This is a genomic window from Sphaerotilus natans (assembly GCF_900156335.1).
Lineage (GTDB): Bacteria > Pseudomonadota > Gammaproteobacteria > Burkholderiales > Burkholderiaceae_C > Sphaerotilus > Sphaerotilus natans.
This window is the reverse complement of sequence record NZ_FTMZ01000016.1, coordinates 94,519-112,061: the sequence shown is the minus strand read 5'-3', so window position 1 is coordinate 112,061 and position 17,543 is coordinate 94,519. Positions and strand designations below refer to the sequence as shown.

Sequence of the window (17,543 nt, the reverse complement as noted above, 5' to 3'; positions counted from 1 at the left end):
GCGACAGCAGGATGTGCTCGCGGGTCTGGGGCATCGGGCCGTCAGCGGCCGAGCAGACCAGGATCGCGCCGTCCATCTGGGCGGCGCCGGTGATCATGTTCTTGACGTAGTCGGCGTGACCCGGGCAGTCGACGTGAGCGTAGTGGCGGTTGGCCGTCTCGTACTCGACGTGGGCGGTGTTGATCGTGATGCCGCGAGCCTTCTCTTCCGGAGCGGCGTCGATCTGGTCATAGGCCTTGGCCTGACCGCCGAACTTCTTCGACAGAACGGTCGTGATGGCTGCCGTCAGGGTGGTCTTGCCATGGTCGACGTGACCGATGGTGCCGACGTTGACGTGCGGCTTGGTCCGCTCGAACTTTTCCTTTGCCATGTCTGATCTCCAGATCAAAGAACATTGCCGGTGCGTGGTTTTACGTCTCTCGGAGCCCTGAAAGGCCGCCTCCACCGGCAAGGGCGGGCAGGTTCTCCGGAGACAAAAAAGAAGCCGCCACCCGCAAGGGTGGCAGCAGTAGCGCGCAGGATTCTAGCGCGCTTCAGATCACTTGGCGCGCGCCGTGATGATCTGTTCGGCGACGTTGCGCGGAGCTTCGCTGTAGTGCTTGAACTCCATCGTGTACGTCGCGCGGCCTTGGGTGGCCGAACGCAGCGTGGTCGAGTAGCCGAACATTTCCGACAGCGGGACTTCGGCCTTGATGATCTTGCCACCGCCGACCATGTCGTCCATGCCCTGGACCATGCCGCGACGGCTGGACAGATCGCCCATCACCGAGCCGGCGTAGTCTTCCGGGGTCTCGACTTCCACGGCCATCATCGGCTCCAGGATCACCGGCGAGGCCTTGCGGCAGCCGTCCTTGAAGCCGATCGAGGCGGCCATCTTGAACGCGTTTTCGTTCGAGTCCACGTCATGGTACGAGCCGAAGGTCAGCGTGACCTTCACGTCGACCACGGGGAAGCCGGCCAGCACGCCGTTCGGCAGCGTGTCGATCAGGCCCTTTTCCACCGCCGGGATGAACTCGCGCGGCACCACGCCGCCCTTGATCGCGTCGACGAAGGTGAAGCCGGTGCCCGGCTCCTGCGGCTCGATCGACAGCACGACGTGACCGTACTGGCCCTTGCCGCCCGACTGGCGCACGAACTTGCCTTCGACGTTCTCGACTTTCGAGCGGATGGTCTCGCGGTACGCGACCTGCGGCTTGCCGACGTTGGCTTCCACGCCGAATTCGCGCTTCATGCGGTCGACGATGATTTCCAGGTGCAGCTCGCCCATGCCCGAGATGATGGTCTGACCCGATTCCTCGTCGGTGCGCACGCGGAACGACGGATCTTCCGCAGCCAGACGGCCCAGCGCGATGCCCATCTTTTCCTGGTCGGCCTTGGTCTTCGGCTCCACGGCCTGCGAGATCACCGGCTCCGGGAAGACCATCTTTTCCAGCGTGATGATGGCGTCCTGGTCGCACAGAGTCTCACCCGTGGTGACGTCCTTCAGGCCCACGCAGGCGGCGATGTCGCCGGCCAGAATTTCCTTGATTTCTTCACGCTGGTTGGCGTGCATCTGCAGGATTCGGCCGATGCGTTCCTTCTTGCCCTTGATCGGGTTGAAGACGGAAGCGCCCGAGGCCAGAACACCCGAGTACACACGCACGAAGGTCAGCTGGCCGACGAACGGGTCGGTCATCAGCTTGAACGCCAGCGCGGAGAACTTTTCCTTGTCGTCGGCCTGACGGGTGACCGGCTGGTCGTCCTCGTCGGTGCCCGAGACCGGGGGGATGTCCACCGGCGAGGGCAGGAAGTCGATGACCGCGTCGAGCATGCGCTGCACGCCCTTGTTCTTGAACGCGGTGCCGCACAGCATCGGCTGGATCTCGGTGGCGATGGTGCGGGTGCGGATCGCCAGCTTGATCTCTTCCTCGGTCAGTTCGCCCGACTCGAGGTACTTGTTCATCAGGTCTTCCGACGCTTCGGCGGCGGACTCGACCATCTTCTCGCGCCACTCGTTGGCGACCTCGACGAGGTCGGCCGGAATGTCGGTGTATTCGAACTTCATGCCCTGGGACGCTTCATCCCAGAAGATGGCCTTCATCTTGATCAGGTCGACGACGCCCTTGAAGTTCTCTTCGGCGCCGATGGGGATCACGATGGGGACCGGGTTCGCGCGCAGGCGGGTCTTCATCTGGTCGACGACCTTGAAGAAGTTCGCGCCGGTGCGGTCCATCTTGTTGACGAACGCCAGACGGGGCACCTTGTACTTGTTGGCCTGGCGCCAGACGGTTTCCGACTGGGGCTGAACGCCGCCGACCGCGCAGTACACCATGCAGGCGCCGTCCAGGACGCGCATCGAGCGCTCGACTTCGATGGTGAAGTCCACGTGTCCCGGGGTGTCGATGATGTTGAAGCGGTGTTCCGGATAGTTCCGGTCCATGCCCTTCCAGAAGCAGGTCGTCGCGGCCGACGTGATGGTGATGCCGCGTTCCTGTTCCTGTTCCATCCAGTCCATCGTGGCCGCGCCGTCGTGGACTTCACCGATCTTGTGGTTCACGCCGGTGTAGTACAGGATGCGCTCGGTCGTGGTGGTCTTGCCGGCGTCGATGTGCGCGGAAATGCCGATGTTGCGGTACCGCTCAATGGGGGTCTGACGAGCCATGTGTCACTCCAGATAGGCAGAAAGCCCCAGACGGCCAGGAAAGGCCGGACGGGGCAGTCAGGGGTCAGTGTCGGGCGGGCCCGATCAGAAACGGAAGTGCGAGAACGCCTTGTTGGCTTCAGCCATGCGGTGCACTTCGTCGCGCTTCTTCATCGCGCCGCCACGGCCTTCGCAGGCCTCGAGCAGCTCGTTGGCCAGACGCTGGGCCATCGACTTCTCGCTGCGCTTGCGGGCCGAGTCCTTCAGCCAGCGCATCGCCAGGGCCATGCGGCGGACGGGACGAACTTCCACGGGAACTTGGTAGTTCGCACCACCGACGCGGCGGCTCTTGACTTCGACGACCGGCTTGACGTTGTTCAGGGCGGTCAGGAAGATTTCCAGCGGGTCCTTGCCCGCCTTCTTCTCGACCTGCTCGAGGGCACCGTAGATGATGCGCTCGGCGACGGCCTTCTTGCCCGATTCCATGATGACGTTCATGAACTTGGACAGATCGACCGATCCGAACTTCGGATCCGGCAGGATCTCGCGCTTGGGTACTTCGCGACGACGAGGCATTTCAATTCCTTTCAGGGCTTCAGCTGGCTGACCTTGCGGTCGCCGGGGATGTCACTTGCAGCCTGGACATCCGCTTACTCGACAGTCATCCGCGCTCTTTGGCGTCGGCATGCTGCCGCGGGGCCCGCCGACACGCCAGCCTGAGGGCGGGCGGTGACGAGTCGATGACGAGTCAGTGAACGATCCGCGAACCGATCACTTCTTCGGGCGCTTCGCACCGTACTTGGAGCGGGACTGCTTGCGATCCTTGACGCCTTGCAGGTCCAGCGAGCCGCGGACGATGTGGTAGCGAACACCCGGCAGATCCTTGACACGGCCGCCGCGCACGAGCACGACGCTGTGTTCCTGCAGGTTGTGGCCTTCACCGCCGATGTACGAGATGACCTCGAAACCGTTGGTCAGGCGCACCTTGGCGACCTTCCGCAGCGCCGAGTTCGGCTTCTTCGGGGTCGTGGTGTAGACGCGGGTGCAGACACCCCGGCGCTGCGGGCAGTTCTGCATCGCAGGCGACTTGGACTTGGTGACCTCGACCTCACGGCCTTGGCGCACCAGCTGGTTGATGGTAGGCATGGGTAACTTGTTCCCGTTTGAAGTTACGACATTTCCGAAAACTTCTTCCGCTGCCGTGCTCGAAGGCGTTTGCCCATGGCAGAGCGCTCGGAAATTTCCGAAAAGCTTTCGATTGTACTCGTCTTGCGGCCGATCCGGCAATGCAGACCGATACGGCCGGGCATCGCGCAGAATCGGCGGCACGAGGAGAGCCCCCACGATGACCGTCATCACCTGCATCGAGGACCTGCGCCGGCTGGCGCAGCGCCGCGTGCCGCGCATGTTCTACGACTACGCCGATTCCGGCTCCTGGACCGAATCGACCTACCGCGCCAACGAGGACGACTTCCGCCGCCAGAAGCTGCGCCAGCGCGTGGCGGTGAACATGGACGGGCGCAGCACCGCCACGACGATGATCGGCCAGCCGGTGGCGATGCCGGTGGCAATCGCGCCGACCGGCCTGACCGGCATGCAGCATGCCGACGGCGAGATCCTGGCCGCGCGCGCGGCCGAGAAGTTCGGCGTGCCCTTCACGCTGTCGACGATGAGCATCTGCTCGATCGAGGATGTGGCCGCGGCCACGACGAAGCCGTTCTGGTTCCAGCTCTACGTGATGCGCGACCGCGCCTTCGTCGAGCGACTGATCGACCGCGCGAAGGCGGCTGGCTGCAGCGCGCTGGTGCTGACGCTGGACCTGCAGATCCTCGGCCAGCGCCACAAGGACCTGAAGAACGGCCTGTCGGCGCCGCCGAAGCTGACGCTGCCCAACCTGCTCGACATGATGACCAAGCCGCGCTGGTGCCTCGGGATGCTTGGCACGTCGCGGCGCGGCTTCGGCAACATCATCGGCCATGTCGACGGGGTCGACGACATGAGCTCGCTGGGCCAGTGGACCGCGCAGCAGTTCGACCCGCGCCTGAGCTGGGCCGACGTCGAGTGGATCAAGAAGCGCTGGGGCGGGCCGCTGATCCTCAAGGGCGTGATGGAGCCGGAGGACGCGCGCCTGGCGGCAGGCTCCGGCGCCGACGCGCTGGTGGTGTCCAACCACGGCGGGCGCCAGCTCGACGGCGCGCCCAGCGCGATCGAGGCGCTGCCGGCCATCGCCGAGGCGGTCGGGCGCGACATCGAGGTCTGGATGGACGGCGGCATCCGCTCCGGGCAGGACGTGCTCAAGGCGCGGGCGCTGGGCGCGCGCGGCACGATGATCGGCCGCGCCTTTCTCTACGGCCTGGGCGCGATGGGCGAGGCCGGCGTCACGAAGGCGCTGGAGATCCTGCACAAGGAACTCGACCTGACGATGGCCTTCTGCGGCCACACCGCGATCGACACGGTCGATGCGCGCATCCTGGCGCATCCTGTTCGCTAGGATGCCGGCTGTCGCCTGAACCTGCCTGAACCCGCCTGGACCGCCGTCCGAGGAGAACCGCCCGTGCCTTTCGCCCCGTCGATCGAGGACCTGCGCCAGCTGGCGCAGCGCCGCCTGCCGCGCATGTTCTACGACTACATCGACGCCGGCTCGTGGACCGAGCGCACCTACCGCGCCAACACCGAGCGGCTGGCGGCGATCGGGCTGCGCCAGCGCGTCGCCGTCGACCTGGAGGGCCGGCAGATCCGCTCGACGATGCTGGGCCGGCCGGTGGCGATGCCGGTGGCGCTCGGCCCGGCCGGGCTGGCGGGCATCTTCCATCCGGACGGCGAGATTCACGCCGCGCGCGCGGCCGAGCAGTTCGGCGTGCCCTTCGCGCTGTCGACGATGAGCATCTGCTCGATCGAGGATGTCGCCGCGGCGACGAAGGCGCCGTTCTGGTTCCAGCTCTACCTGCTGCGCGACCGCGGCTTCTCGGCCAGCCTGATCGAGCGCGCGAAGGCTGCGCGCTGCTCGGCGCTGATCCTGACGGTCGACGCGCCGCTGCTGGGGCGGCGCTACAAGGACGTGCGCAACGGCCTGTCGACGCCGCCGCAGTTCTGGCGCCCGCGCGTGGCGCTGGACCTGATGCGCCATCCGGCCTGGTGCCTGGGCATGCTGCGCACCCGCCGGCGCACCTTCGGCAACATCATCGGCCACGCGCCCGGCGTGAAGGACTTGTCGACGCTGACGAACTGGAAGAACCTCGAGGTCGACCCGACGCTGTCCTGGCAGGACGTCGAGTGGGTGATGCGGCAGTGGGGCGGGCCGCTGATCCTCAAGGGCCTGATGGATCCGCAGGACATCGCGCAGGCGGCGCGGCTGGGCGTGGCGGCGGTGGTGGTGTCCAACCACGGCGGGCGCCAGCTCGACGGCGCGCCGGCGACGGTCGAGGTGCTGCCGCGTGCGGTCGAGGCGGCGCGCTCGGTCAGTGCCGCCGGGCAGACCGGCCCGGAAGTCTGGGTCGACAGCGGCATCCGCTCCGGCCAGGACGTGCTGAAGATGCTGGCGCTGGGTGCGCAGGCCGCGCTGGTCGGGCGGCCGTGGCTCTACGGCCTGGCCGCGCAGGGCCGCTCGGGTGTCGACCGCTGCCTGCAGATCCTCGCCGAGGACCTGGAGCTGACGATGGCGCTGTGCGGCTGCACCTCGGTCGATCGCATCAGCCCGGCGCTGCTGATGCCGGGTACGTACCCGGTCTGACGGTCTGCCCGGGCGCGGGTTCGGCCGGCAGGGGGGGCACCGCGCTGTCCAGCGCCGGCATGCGTGCGTAGAAGCTGGCGTTGAGCTGGGTGTGCTCGAGCAGATGGCGCCGGAAGCTGCGGTACAGCGCCTGGTCGACCTGACCGGGGTCTTGCCAGAAGGTGGCCAGCGGTCCGGCGTGCACCAGGCCCGGAATGCCGTAGACCGAGTCGCCCAGCGCCATCACCGGTGTGCCGTGGTGCAGCGCCTGCAGGCCGACGGTGCTGTTGATGGTGACCACCCCGAGCGCATGGTCGAGCAGCGTCGGCAGATGCTGGTCGTGCAGGCAGTGCACCCGGCCGTCCAGTCCGAGCCGGTGACTCAGCGCATCGATCAGCCGGCGGTAGTCGACATAGGCGCGGTCCATCGGATGGTGCTTGATCGCCAAGTGCAGGTCGGGCGCGGCCTGGGTGGCAAAGGACACCATCACCTCCTCGATGAAGTCCTCCATGCCGGCGAAGCGCGAGTGATGGCGGATCTGGCTGTCGTCATGCACCTGCAGCGGCACCAGGAACCAGCGCCGCGACAGCGGCGCGCTGCACAGCCGCTGCTGCAGGCCGCGCTCGCGCCAGGCGTGCAGCGGCTTGCGCAGGCCGCCGGTGAACCAGCGCCAGCCCTCGGCGACCGGATCGAGCGAGCGGTGATGAACCCGGTTCGGATAGCGCCAGTGGCGCAGCAGCGCCCCCAGGTAATAGCGCATCGCCAGCCCCGCCGTGCGGCCGATGCGCTGGTCGGTCGGCAGCGCTGCGGGCAGCGGCGGCAGCTCGGCTTCCGGCTGGTGCTGGGCATAGAAGCTGGCCGCGCGCGGCAGCCGCGACAGCGCGTTGACGCCGCGGCGCTCGATCGTCACATGGTCCGGACGCAGGTAGCCTTCCTCGAGCACGAAGACCTCGATGCCCAGCTCGCGCGCGACCTGCCGGGCGATGCAGTGCACCGGCCGCATCTGGCCGAAGAGCACGATCGCGTCGATGTGGCGGGCGCGCACCAGCGTGCGCAGCCAGCCGTCGAGCGACTCGATGCGCTGGGTGAAGCGCAGTGCGTCCGGATGGCGCCAGAACAGCTCGTCGCCGCCGTTGAAATGCACCTTGGTGACGCTCTGGCCCTGCTGCTGCAGCACCCGGGCGAGCCGATCGAAGAACCAGCCGATCGGTCCCTGCAGCATCAGCGTGCGGCGGTGCCTGGCCAGGGCACGCAGGGCGGTCGGCCAGACCGCCGGGGTGGTGGCGTCGACCTCGGGGGCGGGCGGTGACGTGGGGGCGGGCATCGGGTGGGGTCGGGATCGGCAATCTCTGCCGAGATTTCAGCGCAGACCGCGCGGCGGGAAAGGCGGGATAAGTGCGCCGCCCGGCGGTCAATCCCGTTCATGCCGCCCCGGGCATGAGGGGGGCTCAGCGCCCAAGCAGCCGCGCCAGCGTGCCCAGCAGCTTCAGCCGCAGCTGGCGGCGCAGGCGCTGCAGCCGCTCGCCGCGGGTGGACGGCGTGTCGCGCCACTCGATCAGCTCGCGCAGCGCCCGCTCCGGCGTGGTGAAGGCGCCCGAGCGGCGGCTGACGTAGGTCGGATAGAGGATCAGCGCCGCGGCGACCAGCTCGTCGAGCTGCAGCCGGCGCTGGCGCCGGCGCAGCGCCGGCGACTCGGGCGGCGCGCGGTCGTCGGTCAGGCCCCAGCCGGCGTAGAAGGGCAGGCCCCAGGTGATGACCTCGCGCCCGCGCAGCAGCGCCTCGAAGCCGGCCAGCGAGGTCATCACATGCACCGCGTCGACCTGGTCGAGCAGCCGGTGCATCGGGGCGGTGGTGACCACCTCGTCGCAGTCGCGGCCGGGCACGACCGTGTCGCGCTCGCCGCGGCGCAGGCCGGCGAGCACGTCCGGATGCGGCTTGTAGACCAGCCAGGCCCCGGGCTCGGCACGGCGCGCCGCAGCCAGCAGTGCGGCGTTGTCGCGCACCTGCGCGCAGCCCCAGAGGATCGAGGCATCGGTCTCGACCTGGCCCGGCACCAGCACCACCCGGCGCGGGCCCTCGGGCCGGCGCCAGTCGCCCTGGCCGACGTTGTATTTCGTGAGTCCCGCCTGGATCAGCGCCTGGCGCAGGACGGCGGCACGCCGGCGCAGCGGCTCGTCGAAGGCGTGGTGCTGCAGCAGCTGCTCGAGCCGGCTCGGGCGGCTGGCGTCGAAGTGCAGCCCCAGGTCATCGACGATCCACGACAGCGGCTGCACCAGCTCGGCGCCCAGGCCGACCGAGCGCACGAAGCCGTCCTCCAGCCGAAGCACCGGCGTGCCCGGCTGCAGGCCCGGCAGGTCGCACCGACCCCAGACCGCCACCGCCCGCGCCGGGTCGAGCTGCTGCGGCTGGCGCACCGGCTCGACCGTGCTGCCCTGCAGGAAGGCCTGCACGATCGGCCGCTTCCAGTGCGAGAAGCCCAGCGCCTGCACCTGCGCCGGCCAGCGCGCGCGCATGCGCCGCTGCAGCGCCAGGTGCTCGATCAGCCGCTCGGGCTCGCAGCGCCGGCCGGTCTCGGGGTCGAGATGGCGCGGATGCGCGATCAGCGCGGCATGGACCAGATCGGCCAGCGTGCGCGGCTGGCCGCGCCGGCGCTCGGGCGCGGGCAGGCGGTCCTCGGTCAGGCCCCAGCCGGCGTAGAAGGGCAGGCCGAAGCAGCGCACCGGGCGGCCGTGCAGCAGCGCCTCGAAGCCCATCTGCGAGCTGACGACATAGACCGCGCGGCAGACCTCGAGCAGCGCCGGCGGATGCACGTCGCCGGCGATCAGCGTGACCCGCGCCGAGGTGGCCGCGCCCAGCGCCTCGAAATGGCCACGGCGCCGCCCGGCGATCACGTCCGGATGCACCTTCAGCCAGATCGGCGCGTGCGGATGCTCGTCGAGCGCGGCCTCGAGCAGGTGCCGGAAGCTGGCCGCGTCGGCGCCGCTGCCGGCGATCGAGGCATCGCCCGCGGTCTGGTCGATCACCAGCACCGGAGCGCGGGCCGCCTCGTGGCGCAGCGCGCCGGGCAGGCCGTCGCGTACGTGGTTGTACTTCGACACCCGCGCCTCGACCCACTGCTGCTGCAGCGCCAGCGCGCGCGCGACCGCCGCGCCGTCGTGCGACTGCAGGATCTGCTGCTCCAGCCGCGAGGGCCGGTGCGGGTCGTAGTGGATGCCGCCCAGATCGTCGACGACGATGGACAGCGGCGGACAGCGGCTGCCCAGCTCGACCGAGCGCAGGAAGCCGTCCTCGACGCGGATCAGCGGCAGGCCGTGGCGCGCGGCGAAGGCCTCAGCCACCTCGGCGCTGGGGCGGTGGCCCCAGGCCATGACCGCGGCGACGTCGGCGGGCGCGCGCCGGTCGACCATGCGCCATTCCGGCAGCATCGCCGCCAGCGTGGGCACCCGGCGCAGGCCGACGGTCAGGCGCGCCAGGCCGGGGCGCGGATCGTGGGCGCCCTGCGCAGGCAGCAGGCGATCGGCGAGGGTCACGGCCCGCGGGTCTCGAGCGCGAGATCGGGCGCGGGAGCCGGTGCGCTCCAGCCCGGCTCCTGGCTGAGCAGCTGCACCACGCCGCAGACCTGCTGGCGCGCATCCAGCGCGACCAGCGCCTGCACGCGCAGCTCGCGCATCCAGCTCTCCGCCTCGGCCAGCCGGGTGTCGGCGTCGACGGTGCGCGGGCGGGCGCTCATGATGTCGGCGGCGCTCAGATTCATCGGATTGGCATGGCGCTCGAAGGCGCGGCGGATGTCACCGTCGGTGATGATGCCCGCCAGCGCGGCCGGTGTGCCCACCAGCACCAGACCCAGCCGGCCGCGGGTGATGGCGTGGACCACCTCGCGGAAGCTGGCGCTCTCGGCGCAGAAGGGCAGCCGCTCGCGCTGCATCACGTCGGACACGCGGGTGAGCAGGCGCCGGCCCAGGCTGCCGCCGGGGTGGAAGCGCGCGAAGTCCTCCGGCCGGAAGCCCTTGAGCACCGAGAGCGTGACGGCCAGCGCGTCGCCCATCACCAGCGTCGCGGTGGTGGAGCTGGTCGGCGCCAGGTTGTTCGAGCAGGCCTCGCACCCGACGCCGATGTCGAGCACCACGTCGGCCGCGCGCCCGATCGCCGAGTCGGCCCGGCCGGTCATCGCCACCATCGGATTGCCCTGCTGCTGCAGGAAGGGCAGCAGCCGCACCAGCTCGTCGGTCTCGCCGCTGTTGGAGATCAGCAGCACGACATCCTCCGGCAGGATCATGCCGAGATCGCCGTGAAAGGCCTCGCCCGGATGCACGAAGAAGGCCGCGGTGCCGGTCGAGGCCATCGTCGCGGCGATCTTGCGCCCGATGTGGCCGGACTTGCCCATGCCGCAGACGATGACGCGGCCGGCGCAGCGCAGGATCAGCGCGACCGCCCGCTCGAACTCGGGTCCGAGCCGGGCCGACATGGCCGAGAGGGCGTCGATTTCCATCGCGATGACGCGACGGGCCTGGGCGAGGGGCGTGGATCTGGACATGTTCGACGAGGGCGTTGTGGGGTGTGGCGAGGGTGGTGTGGCGGTTCAGGATCGGGCCAGGTCTGTCGGAGTGGTGGTCGGACCGGCGCATGCCTGCGGGAAGCTCTCGACGAAGCGGATCAGCGACTCGATCTGTTCCCGGCTCGGTCGGTCGCTCTGGTGGTGGCGGTCGCACGTGGTGTGCTCGATGACCAGGCCGCCGTGCTCGCGCAGGGCCTGGAGCACCTCGGTCACGCCGCTGCTGTCGCAGGGGCTCTGGCTGTGCTCGAGATAGAGCACAGGGCAGCTTTCGTGCCGGTGGATCAGGTCGGCGATGTCCTGGAAGTTTGGTCCGCAGGCCCTGATCTGCCGTTCCCAGGAGTCTTCCTTGTAGCGCAGCGCGGAGCGCAGATCGAGTTGAGGGTTGACCGCGATGGCTGCCCGCAGGCCGAGCTCGATCGCGAGGCGCAGCGCACCGTAGCCTCCCATCGACCCTCCCAGCGTGATGACCTGCGAGCGCTGCAGGCCCAGCGACTTCAGCGTCGACAGGATGATGTCGCGCCAGACGCCTCGCTCATCCCTGTCCGCGGGACCGACATACCAGTGGCTGGATTCGTCGCACAGGAAGAGCCGTGCGGTGTCGCCCTGCCAGGCCTCGCTTTCGTCCCAGTACCAGGAGTAGCGGTTGAAGGTCTTGCGACCTGCAAAGCCGGAGAACAGCACGACCAGCCGACGCACGGTTCCAGTCGGGGCCGGAAAGAGGAGGAAGGGCTTGCCGTGCAGCGTCCGCTCATAGTGCTTCAGCACATATTCGCGCGAGAACGGCATGCGGCCTGCGAGCATCGCGAAGACGAGCTTGCAGACCTCGTCACGCAGCGGCAGCGCGCCGGCCAGGGCCGGTGCGACCGCGGACGATGTGTCGGCCAGCCAGGGATCCGTGACGGCCTTCCAGTCGGCATAGGTCGCATGGGCCGGAGGGCGGGGGGCGCCGGGCTGCAGACAGCGGTGGACGGCCAGATCGACGATGTCCGCGGTGTTCGGCCGGGCTTGGGCCGGGAAGAGGTGGCCGGCCAGCTGCAGCACCAGGCGTCGCGCGGTGCCGGCGGACACGTCGGGTGCGACGCGTGCCAGCCAGGCCTCGATCTTCCCGATCACGCCGTCGAGAGGTCCGCCCGGGTCGATCATGTCCGGCTCGAGCGCGAGCGACTCGCGCAGCTCGCGCCAGCGTGCGGGCAGCAGGCGGGCACTCATCCTGCGCAGCAGGCTGTGTCGGTGTCCCGCGTGCCGATCTTCACGGCCGGGTCGTCCGTGGCTGGCAGGTCGGCCAGCTCGCTGAAGCGCACGAAGGGCAGATAGGGCCGCAGCAGCGAGGACTCGCTGCAGTTGATCAGCTCGCGTCCTTCGGCGCGCAGTACCCTGCCTGCGTTCGACAGGTTCCAGATCTGCACCGAGGTGAAGGCATCCTCGACCTGCGGATCGACCTCGGCATAGAAGCGCGGCGATTCCGGGGCATAGCGCAGGTCGACGCCGAGCAGGCAGATGCGTCTGCAGCCGAGGTGGGCGGCCAGCTGCACCGCCAGCATCGTCGTCGTGCAGCCGTAGTGGAAGCCGATGCCCAGATCGCGCGACCAGCCGTCACGCCGGATGTGCGGGGTGTACAGCGTCCGGTTCGGGCCGGGATCGTCGTCGGGGCGCAGGTCGGCGCGCAGCACGCGCACCGTGCCGGGATTCAGGTCGCCGGTGGCCCAGCGGCGCTTGTCGGGATGTGTCAGGAAGCGCCGGTCCGACACGGTGTAGTAGGTCTGCACGAAGCCGTGTGCCACCTCCAGCTGGGTCGAGGCGTTCATGCCGATGCTCAGCCGGCCGCGCAGCCGGGAGAGGTCCTCGCGGCAGATCGAGGGGCCGTTGCCCAGGATGAAGGCCGTCTCGCCGCCATGGCGGCCGCGCAGGTGCGCCCAGGGGTCAGTGAAGAGTCTCATAGATGTGCACGAATCGGTTCACCAGACGGTCGGCGCGCAGATGGGCGTCGAAATAGCGGAACGAGGCTGCCTGCAGCTCCGCGGTGCGCCGCGGCGACAGCGCCAGATCGATCAGCACGTCCTCGATCGAGCTCTCGTCGGCGTGCACGAACGGGGGCAGCTCCGGCGCCCGGGCGCAGCAGGCCATCATCGACTTCGAGAAGAAGTCGGCCCGATTGATGACCACGTTGCCTGCGCACAGGCCCTCGATCGAGACCTGGTGGAAGGCACCGGTCACGATCTCGTCGATCGAGGCATGGCAGGTACGGCGCAGCGCCATCAGCGTCGACGGCGACAGCGGTGCCGTCGGCCAGACGATCTCGACGCGCTTGAGGTCATGCAGCGTGCGCAGCACCTTTTCGAGCCGCTCGGAATACTTCGCGTTCCAGCGGCCGGTGCGGCTGTGCGTCGGGCTGAACAGGACCCGCAGCGGCTCGTCGTCGCGGCGGGGCGCCAAGAAGGGCTCGTCCAGCACGAGATTGGGCACGGCCAGGTAGTCGGGATAGTGGCGGGGCTGGTATTGGCCCACGACCAGATGGCGACTGATGGGCAGGCCAAGCGCAGGCGCACGCTCGAAGTACAGCGGGCCTTCGCGCAGCGGGGAGTGGACCTGATAGACGAAGCGCGCACGTGGCGACAGCTCGCGCAGCCACTGCACCGTGCTGGCCGGCAGGTCGTTGTGGATGTGGATCACGTCGGCGGCACGGGCAAAGCCGTCGACCAGATCCTTCACCTCGCTGCTGGCCTCGGCCAGCAGCGTCACGTCGTCGATGAACTTGCCATGCAGCGGGCCGTTCTTCGGATAGTCGTTCAGCGCGACGCACAGCGAGTCGTGACCGGCCTGCCGCAGCGCGCGCGACAGCTTGCCTGGGGCCGCTACCAGCGGCGTGGGCGACAGATGCAGGACCTTAAGCGACATCGAACAGAACTCCGTCGTGCAGGCAGGCCTCGATCAGGGCGGCGGGGTCGCCGCCGGCCTCGATGGGGGCGCACAGGCTGCGGTAGCGCATGTAGACCGACTCGGACACGTACAGGCTGCTGATGCGCGGGCACAGCGCCGCGATGAACTCGTGCATGGTCTCGGCCGGAGGAGGGGGGGCGCCGTCCAGGCGGATCAGCCCCTGGAAGCGCCGGGTGTCGACGTCATGCAGGGCCGCATCGAAGACCGGCTCACCCAGGATCTGCAGCAGCATGTCCAGCGACTTCGGCCCGGTTTCGCGCAGCAGCCGCATCACGGTCAGGGGGAGCCGATCCGCCGAGGCGATCGTGATCTCCCGCCGCCATGAGGCGGACTCGCCTTTCTCTGCCGCTGCATCGATGCACACATGCATGTCGGCATCGTCCGGCCCGGGCAGATCGTCGCCGTGGGTCGAGATCATCAGCGTGCGCAGTCTCGGGCTGCAGCAGCGCAGCGCCCGCGCCAGGGCCACCGGTGCATCCAGCATCACCAGGTGGTCGATCTGCCCGATCAGTTCCTTGTTCTTCTGGTCGATCCGGTTGATCAGCGAGACGGAGGACTCATGCGGATCGATCTCGAACGAGATGACGCTGATGCGGTCGGCGCGGGTCGGCGCGAAATCCTCGAAGCTGGACAGGTGCTCGATCAGCGTGTCCGCCTGCTCCGGCTGGTCGTGCGCATGCAGCAGCGCGATGCGCCAGCCCTCCACGCCCTTGGCGGGCGTCTTGAGCTTGACCAGGCCGGACGGGCCGATGTGTCCGATGGCGACGCCTGGCCGACGGAGGGCCGGTGCAGTGGGTGCAGATTGTGCGAGCAGCGCCACCACAGGCTCGCCCGGTGGCTCGGGAGCGGCGGGTTGCGGTTGGGGCCGCTGTTCGATGCTGGCGTGTGCCGTCGGCGTCGAGGGGGCTCTTGGCCGCAGTCGTGCCAGTTGCCGGCGCAGAGCCGAATCCCGCCAGTAGGCCGCGGGATCGCGCAGCAGCTTGCGCATCCTTCGCTGGAAAAGGTGCATCGTGTCGGGGTGAGGCAGGGCAGGCATGGTGTCGAGGACCTGGGCGAGGTCGGCGCAGTCGGCTGGGGGGCGCAGACGGGTCGAGCTGAGCGGCTGGCCGTCGATCAGTGCACGTGTCGACTGCTGGAAATCCCAGTCTAGAGAGCGGGTCAGGAAACTGAAGTCGCAACAGAGGCTGGATTCGAGCGCTTCTTCGGTGCGGCGAGCCAGATCGTCCATTCGCCACGGCCGGGCGCCATGCAGGAAGGGCGAGCCCGCATATTCGGCAATGCCCAGATGGTTCCATGCCACCACCGGTCGGCTGCGCGACCACGCCTCCAGCGCGACCATCGACACGGTCTCGAACAGGCTGGGCAGCACGACGAGCCGGCACCGGTCCAGCGCCGCGGCCCGCTCGACGGGCGTGGCGGCCGCCAGATGCCGGATCGAGGCGGGCAGACTGGCGGGGCGTTCTTCGCCGCAGGCGACCGCGAAGCGACGATGCGGAAGACGGCGCTGCAGCTCGAGCAGGAAGCTGCGCCCTTTCAGATCCTGCCAGCGACCGAGGAACAGGACGTCGACGTCGGGGTGAACATCGGCGGACACCGGTGGATCCGGTCTCGGACAGGGGTGGGGATGGATCGTCGTGGCCTCGGGCAGGGGGCCCATGTGGTCGGTATGGCTGCGCAGCGCTGCCAGCGACGGGGCCGACACATGGTGCGCACGTCCGATCTCGTGCTGCTCTGCCGCGATGCCGGCCTCGTCGCGCGGCCGATGCCGATCCTGCAGCCAGGCGCCGAAATGGCGCGAGCCGTGCAGCCGGATGTGCAGGCGCGTGCCCGAGGGCAGGTCACGCGTCACCGCCAGCGTCTCCGGGGCCTCGACCAGCGTGGACGGGCCGGCCAGACGCTCCACCTCGCCGGGCAGACGGCGCCGCATGTCCTCGATGCTCTCGTCTGGACGGCGGGTGATCATGGCCACCTTCAGGCCGAGCCGTCGCAGGCTGTCGCAGGCCGCGAGGCTGTAGCTGGTGACGCCGCTCGTGACCTGACCGAACGGGTCGACGAGCAGATAGTCCATCACAGCCCCAGCGCCACCTTCGCCACCACCGCGATCTGGTAGAGCACCTGCGTGATGCCGCGCGCCACCTCGACCCGCTTGGTCTCGGCCTTGGGCAGCACCATCAGCTCGTCGCCGGGGGCGGGCACGACATCGCCGCGGGTCTCGACCACGGTGCCGTTTCTCTTCAGCAGCAGCACCCGGCTGGTGTCGGCCTGCTGGGACGGGCCGCCGGCCAGGCGCAGGTAGTCGTCGACGCGGCGTGCCGGGTCGTGGCCGATGGCCATCGGGAACAGCACCTCGCCATGCACCGCCACCTGCGCCGAGCGCTCGGGCACGACGAGCGTGTCGCCGTCCTCCAGCGGGGTGTCGCCGGCGCGGGTCGGGTCGGGCAGCACCAGCTGGCCGCGCGGCTCGATCTGGCGGGCGCGGCCCGTGAACTGCAGCACCAGCTCGGCCTCGCGGCCGCGCAGCTGGGCTTCCTCGTTGGTGGCCGAGCGGGCGGTCAGGGCCTGCGCCTCCAGCCGGTCGAGCGCCTGGCCGAGCATCTCCTTCTGGCGCTGCGCGATCGAGCGGCGCTGCAGCTGCAGCGCACCCAGATCGGCCAGCGGCGCCGGGCGCAGCCGCGCCAGCGCATCCGACAGCCGCGCGCCGTAGGGCAGCACCAGGGTGCGCTCGCCGCGGTGCGCACCCTCGATGCGCACCAGGAGGGTTCCGGGCATGCGGTCGGCGGTGAAGCTGACCTCGTCGCCGTCGTCCAGCAGCACCGCGCCAGCCTCGGCCAGCGGGTGGTATTCGCTGCGGCGCTCGGGGCCGCGCTGGCGCACCACCGCCATGTGGGTCGCGCCGGGACGCGGGCGGGCCAGCGCCATCAGCGCCGCGCCGGGCAGGCGCGGGCCGTCGAATTCGAAGGCGCAGGCGTTGGCCGCCTCGCCGGAAACCTTCACGCTGGCGCGGCGCGGCGCCACCAGCAGCGTGTCACCGTCCTGCAGTTGCAGCGGCTCGATGCGGCCTTCGAGCAGGAAGCGGTAGAGATCGATGCGTGCGCGCAGCTCGCCGGCGCGCAGCAGCTCGACCGCCAGGAAGCTGCCGCGCTCCGGATCGATGCCGCCGGCCAGGTCGAGATAGCGCAGCACCGAGTCCGACGACAGGCCGCCGTACAGGCCGGGCTGGCGCACGAAGCCGGTCACATAGACCTTGACCGGCTGCGCGGCCTCCAGGCTGGCGTAGCTGTGCACATTGGCGCGGTAGGTGCGCGCGACCTGCTCGCGCACCACCGCGTCGAGCTCGGCATTGCGCACGCCCTGCACCCGCACCGGGCCGATGCTGGGCAGGAAGAGATGGCCGCGCGGGTCGACCGCCTGGGTCGTGTCGAGGCTGAAGGCGCCCCACAGCCGCAGCGTCACCCGGTCGCCCGGCGCGATGCGGTAGTCGGGGTTGAAGCCGCCGAGCGACTGCTGCGCGAAGCGTCCGCCGAAGAGCTGGCTGCCGAAGACCGGCGCGCAGCCGAAGGCGGCCGGCGTCGATGCCGGCACCGGTGTGGCTGGCGCAGCGGGGGCGGGCGTCTGTGCGCCGGCACCCGGCAGTGCCAGCAGCAGCGGCAACGTCGCCAGCAGCGCGAGCAGGGTGGGCTGGGCGGTGGACAGGAGGTGGCGTTTCATCGGCGTCTCGTGTG

The 17,543-nt window shown here is 69.6% G+C and carries 14 protein-coding genes; 2 read left to right on the top strand and 12 right to left on the bottom strand.

The annotated features are described in order from the left end of the window. From BW996_RS14575 to rpsL, 4 genes are all read right to left on the bottom strand, one after another. A partial coding sequence (locus tag BW996_RS14575) for a GTP-binding protein (protein WP_175619128.1) occupies positions 1-370 on the bottom strand: 370 nt, incomplete at its 3' end. A gap of 168 nt (positions 371-538) precedes the next feature. After that, entirely contained in the window at positions 539-2,641 is a 2,103-nt protein-coding gene (gene fusA / locus BW996_RS14570; protein ID WP_037481098.1) for an elongation factor G, read from the bottom strand. An 84-nt stretch (positions 2,642-2,725) separates the two neighbouring features. Then, the gene (gene rpsG / locus BW996_RS14565; RefSeq protein WP_037481100.1) at positions 2,726-3,196 is read right to left on the bottom strand and encodes a 30S ribosomal protein S7; all 471 of its coding nucleotides are present in this window, start codon (positions 3,194-3,196) and stop codon (positions 2,726-2,728) included. Between the two features lie 195 nt (positions 3,197-3,391). Further along, the gene (rpsL, locus tag BW996_RS14560) at positions 3,392-3,766 is read right to left on the bottom strand and encodes a 30S ribosomal protein S12 (protein WP_037481101.1); all 375 of its coding nucleotides are present in this window, start codon (positions 3,764-3,766) and stop codon (positions 3,392-3,394) included. A gap of 199 nt (positions 3,767-3,965) precedes the next feature. Between rpsL and BW996_RS14555 the strand changes: the two genes are divergently transcribed. Continuing rightward, positions 3,966-5,111 (top strand): alpha-hydroxy acid oxidase, encoded by a 1,146-nt coding sequence (locus BW996_RS14555; protein WP_037481106.1) that lies wholly within the window; start codon positions 3,966-3,968, stop codon positions 5,109-5,111. A gap of 123 nt (positions 5,112-5,234) precedes the next feature. Beyond that, positions 5,235-6,350: an alpha-hydroxy acid oxidase gene (locus BW996_RS14550; protein ID WP_139330892.1), complete on the top strand. Its 1,116-nt coding sequence runs from the start codon at positions 5,235-5,237 to the stop codon at positions 6,348-6,350. Here BW996_RS14550 and BW996_RS14545 read toward each other — a convergent pair. The 8 genes from BW996_RS14545 to BW996_RS14510 form a co-directional block, all read right to left on the bottom strand. Beyond that, complete coding sequence (locus BW996_RS14545) at positions 6,310-7,653, bottom strand: capsule polysaccharide biogenesis protein (protein WP_051631843.1); 1,344 nt, start codon at positions 7,651-7,653, stop codon at positions 6,310-6,312. The genes BW996_RS14550 and BW996_RS14545 overlap by 41 nt on opposite strands. 124 nt (positions 7,654-7,777) lie before the next feature. Further along, positions 7,778-9,859: a capsule polysaccharide biogenesis protein gene (locus BW996_RS14540; RefSeq protein WP_241461944.1), complete on the bottom strand. Its 2,082-nt coding sequence runs from the start codon at positions 9,857-9,859 to the stop codon at positions 7,778-7,780. Further along, entirely contained in the window at positions 9,856-10,863 is a 1,008-nt protein-coding gene (locus BW996_RS14535; protein ID WP_051631844.1) for a KpsF/GutQ family sugar-phosphate isomerase, read from the bottom strand. The genes BW996_RS14540 and BW996_RS14535 overlap by 4 nt, the downstream gene beginning before the upstream one ends. A gap of 45 nt (positions 10,864-10,908) precedes the next feature. Further along, positions 10,909-12,093 (bottom strand): hypothetical protein, encoded by a 1,185-nt coding sequence (locus tag BW996_RS14530; RefSeq protein ID WP_051631845.1) that lies wholly within the window; start codon positions 12,091-12,093, stop codon positions 10,909-10,911. Further along, the gene (locus BW996_RS14525) at positions 12,090-12,821 is read right to left on the bottom strand and encodes a motility associated factor glycosyltransferase family protein (RefSeq protein WP_076458970.1); all 732 of its coding nucleotides are present in this window, start codon (positions 12,819-12,821) and stop codon (positions 12,090-12,092) included. Before BW996_RS14525 ends, BW996_RS14530 begins: the two co-directional genes overlap by 4 nt. After that, a complete protein-coding gene (locus BW996_RS14520) occupies positions 12,805-13,779 on the bottom strand; it encodes a glycosyltransferase family protein (RefSeq protein ID WP_037481108.1) in 975 nt (324 codons plus the stop codon). The genes BW996_RS14525 and BW996_RS14520 overlap by 17 nt, the downstream gene beginning before the upstream one ends. Then, a complete protein-coding gene (locus BW996_RS14515; protein ID WP_217694725.1) occupies positions 13,769-15,670 on the bottom strand; it encodes a glycosyltransferase family 4 protein in 1,902 nt (633 codons plus the stop codon). Before BW996_RS14515 ends, BW996_RS14520 begins: the two co-directional genes overlap by 11 nt. Before the next feature lie 218 nt (positions 15,671-15,888). Further along, on the bottom strand, positions 15,889-17,529 hold the full coding sequence (locus tag BW996_RS14510) for a polysaccharide biosynthesis/export family protein (protein WP_037481110.1): 1,641 nt from the start codon (positions 17,527-17,529) through the stop codon (positions 15,889-15,891). Between the last annotated feature and the right edge of the window lie 14 nt (positions 17,530-17,543).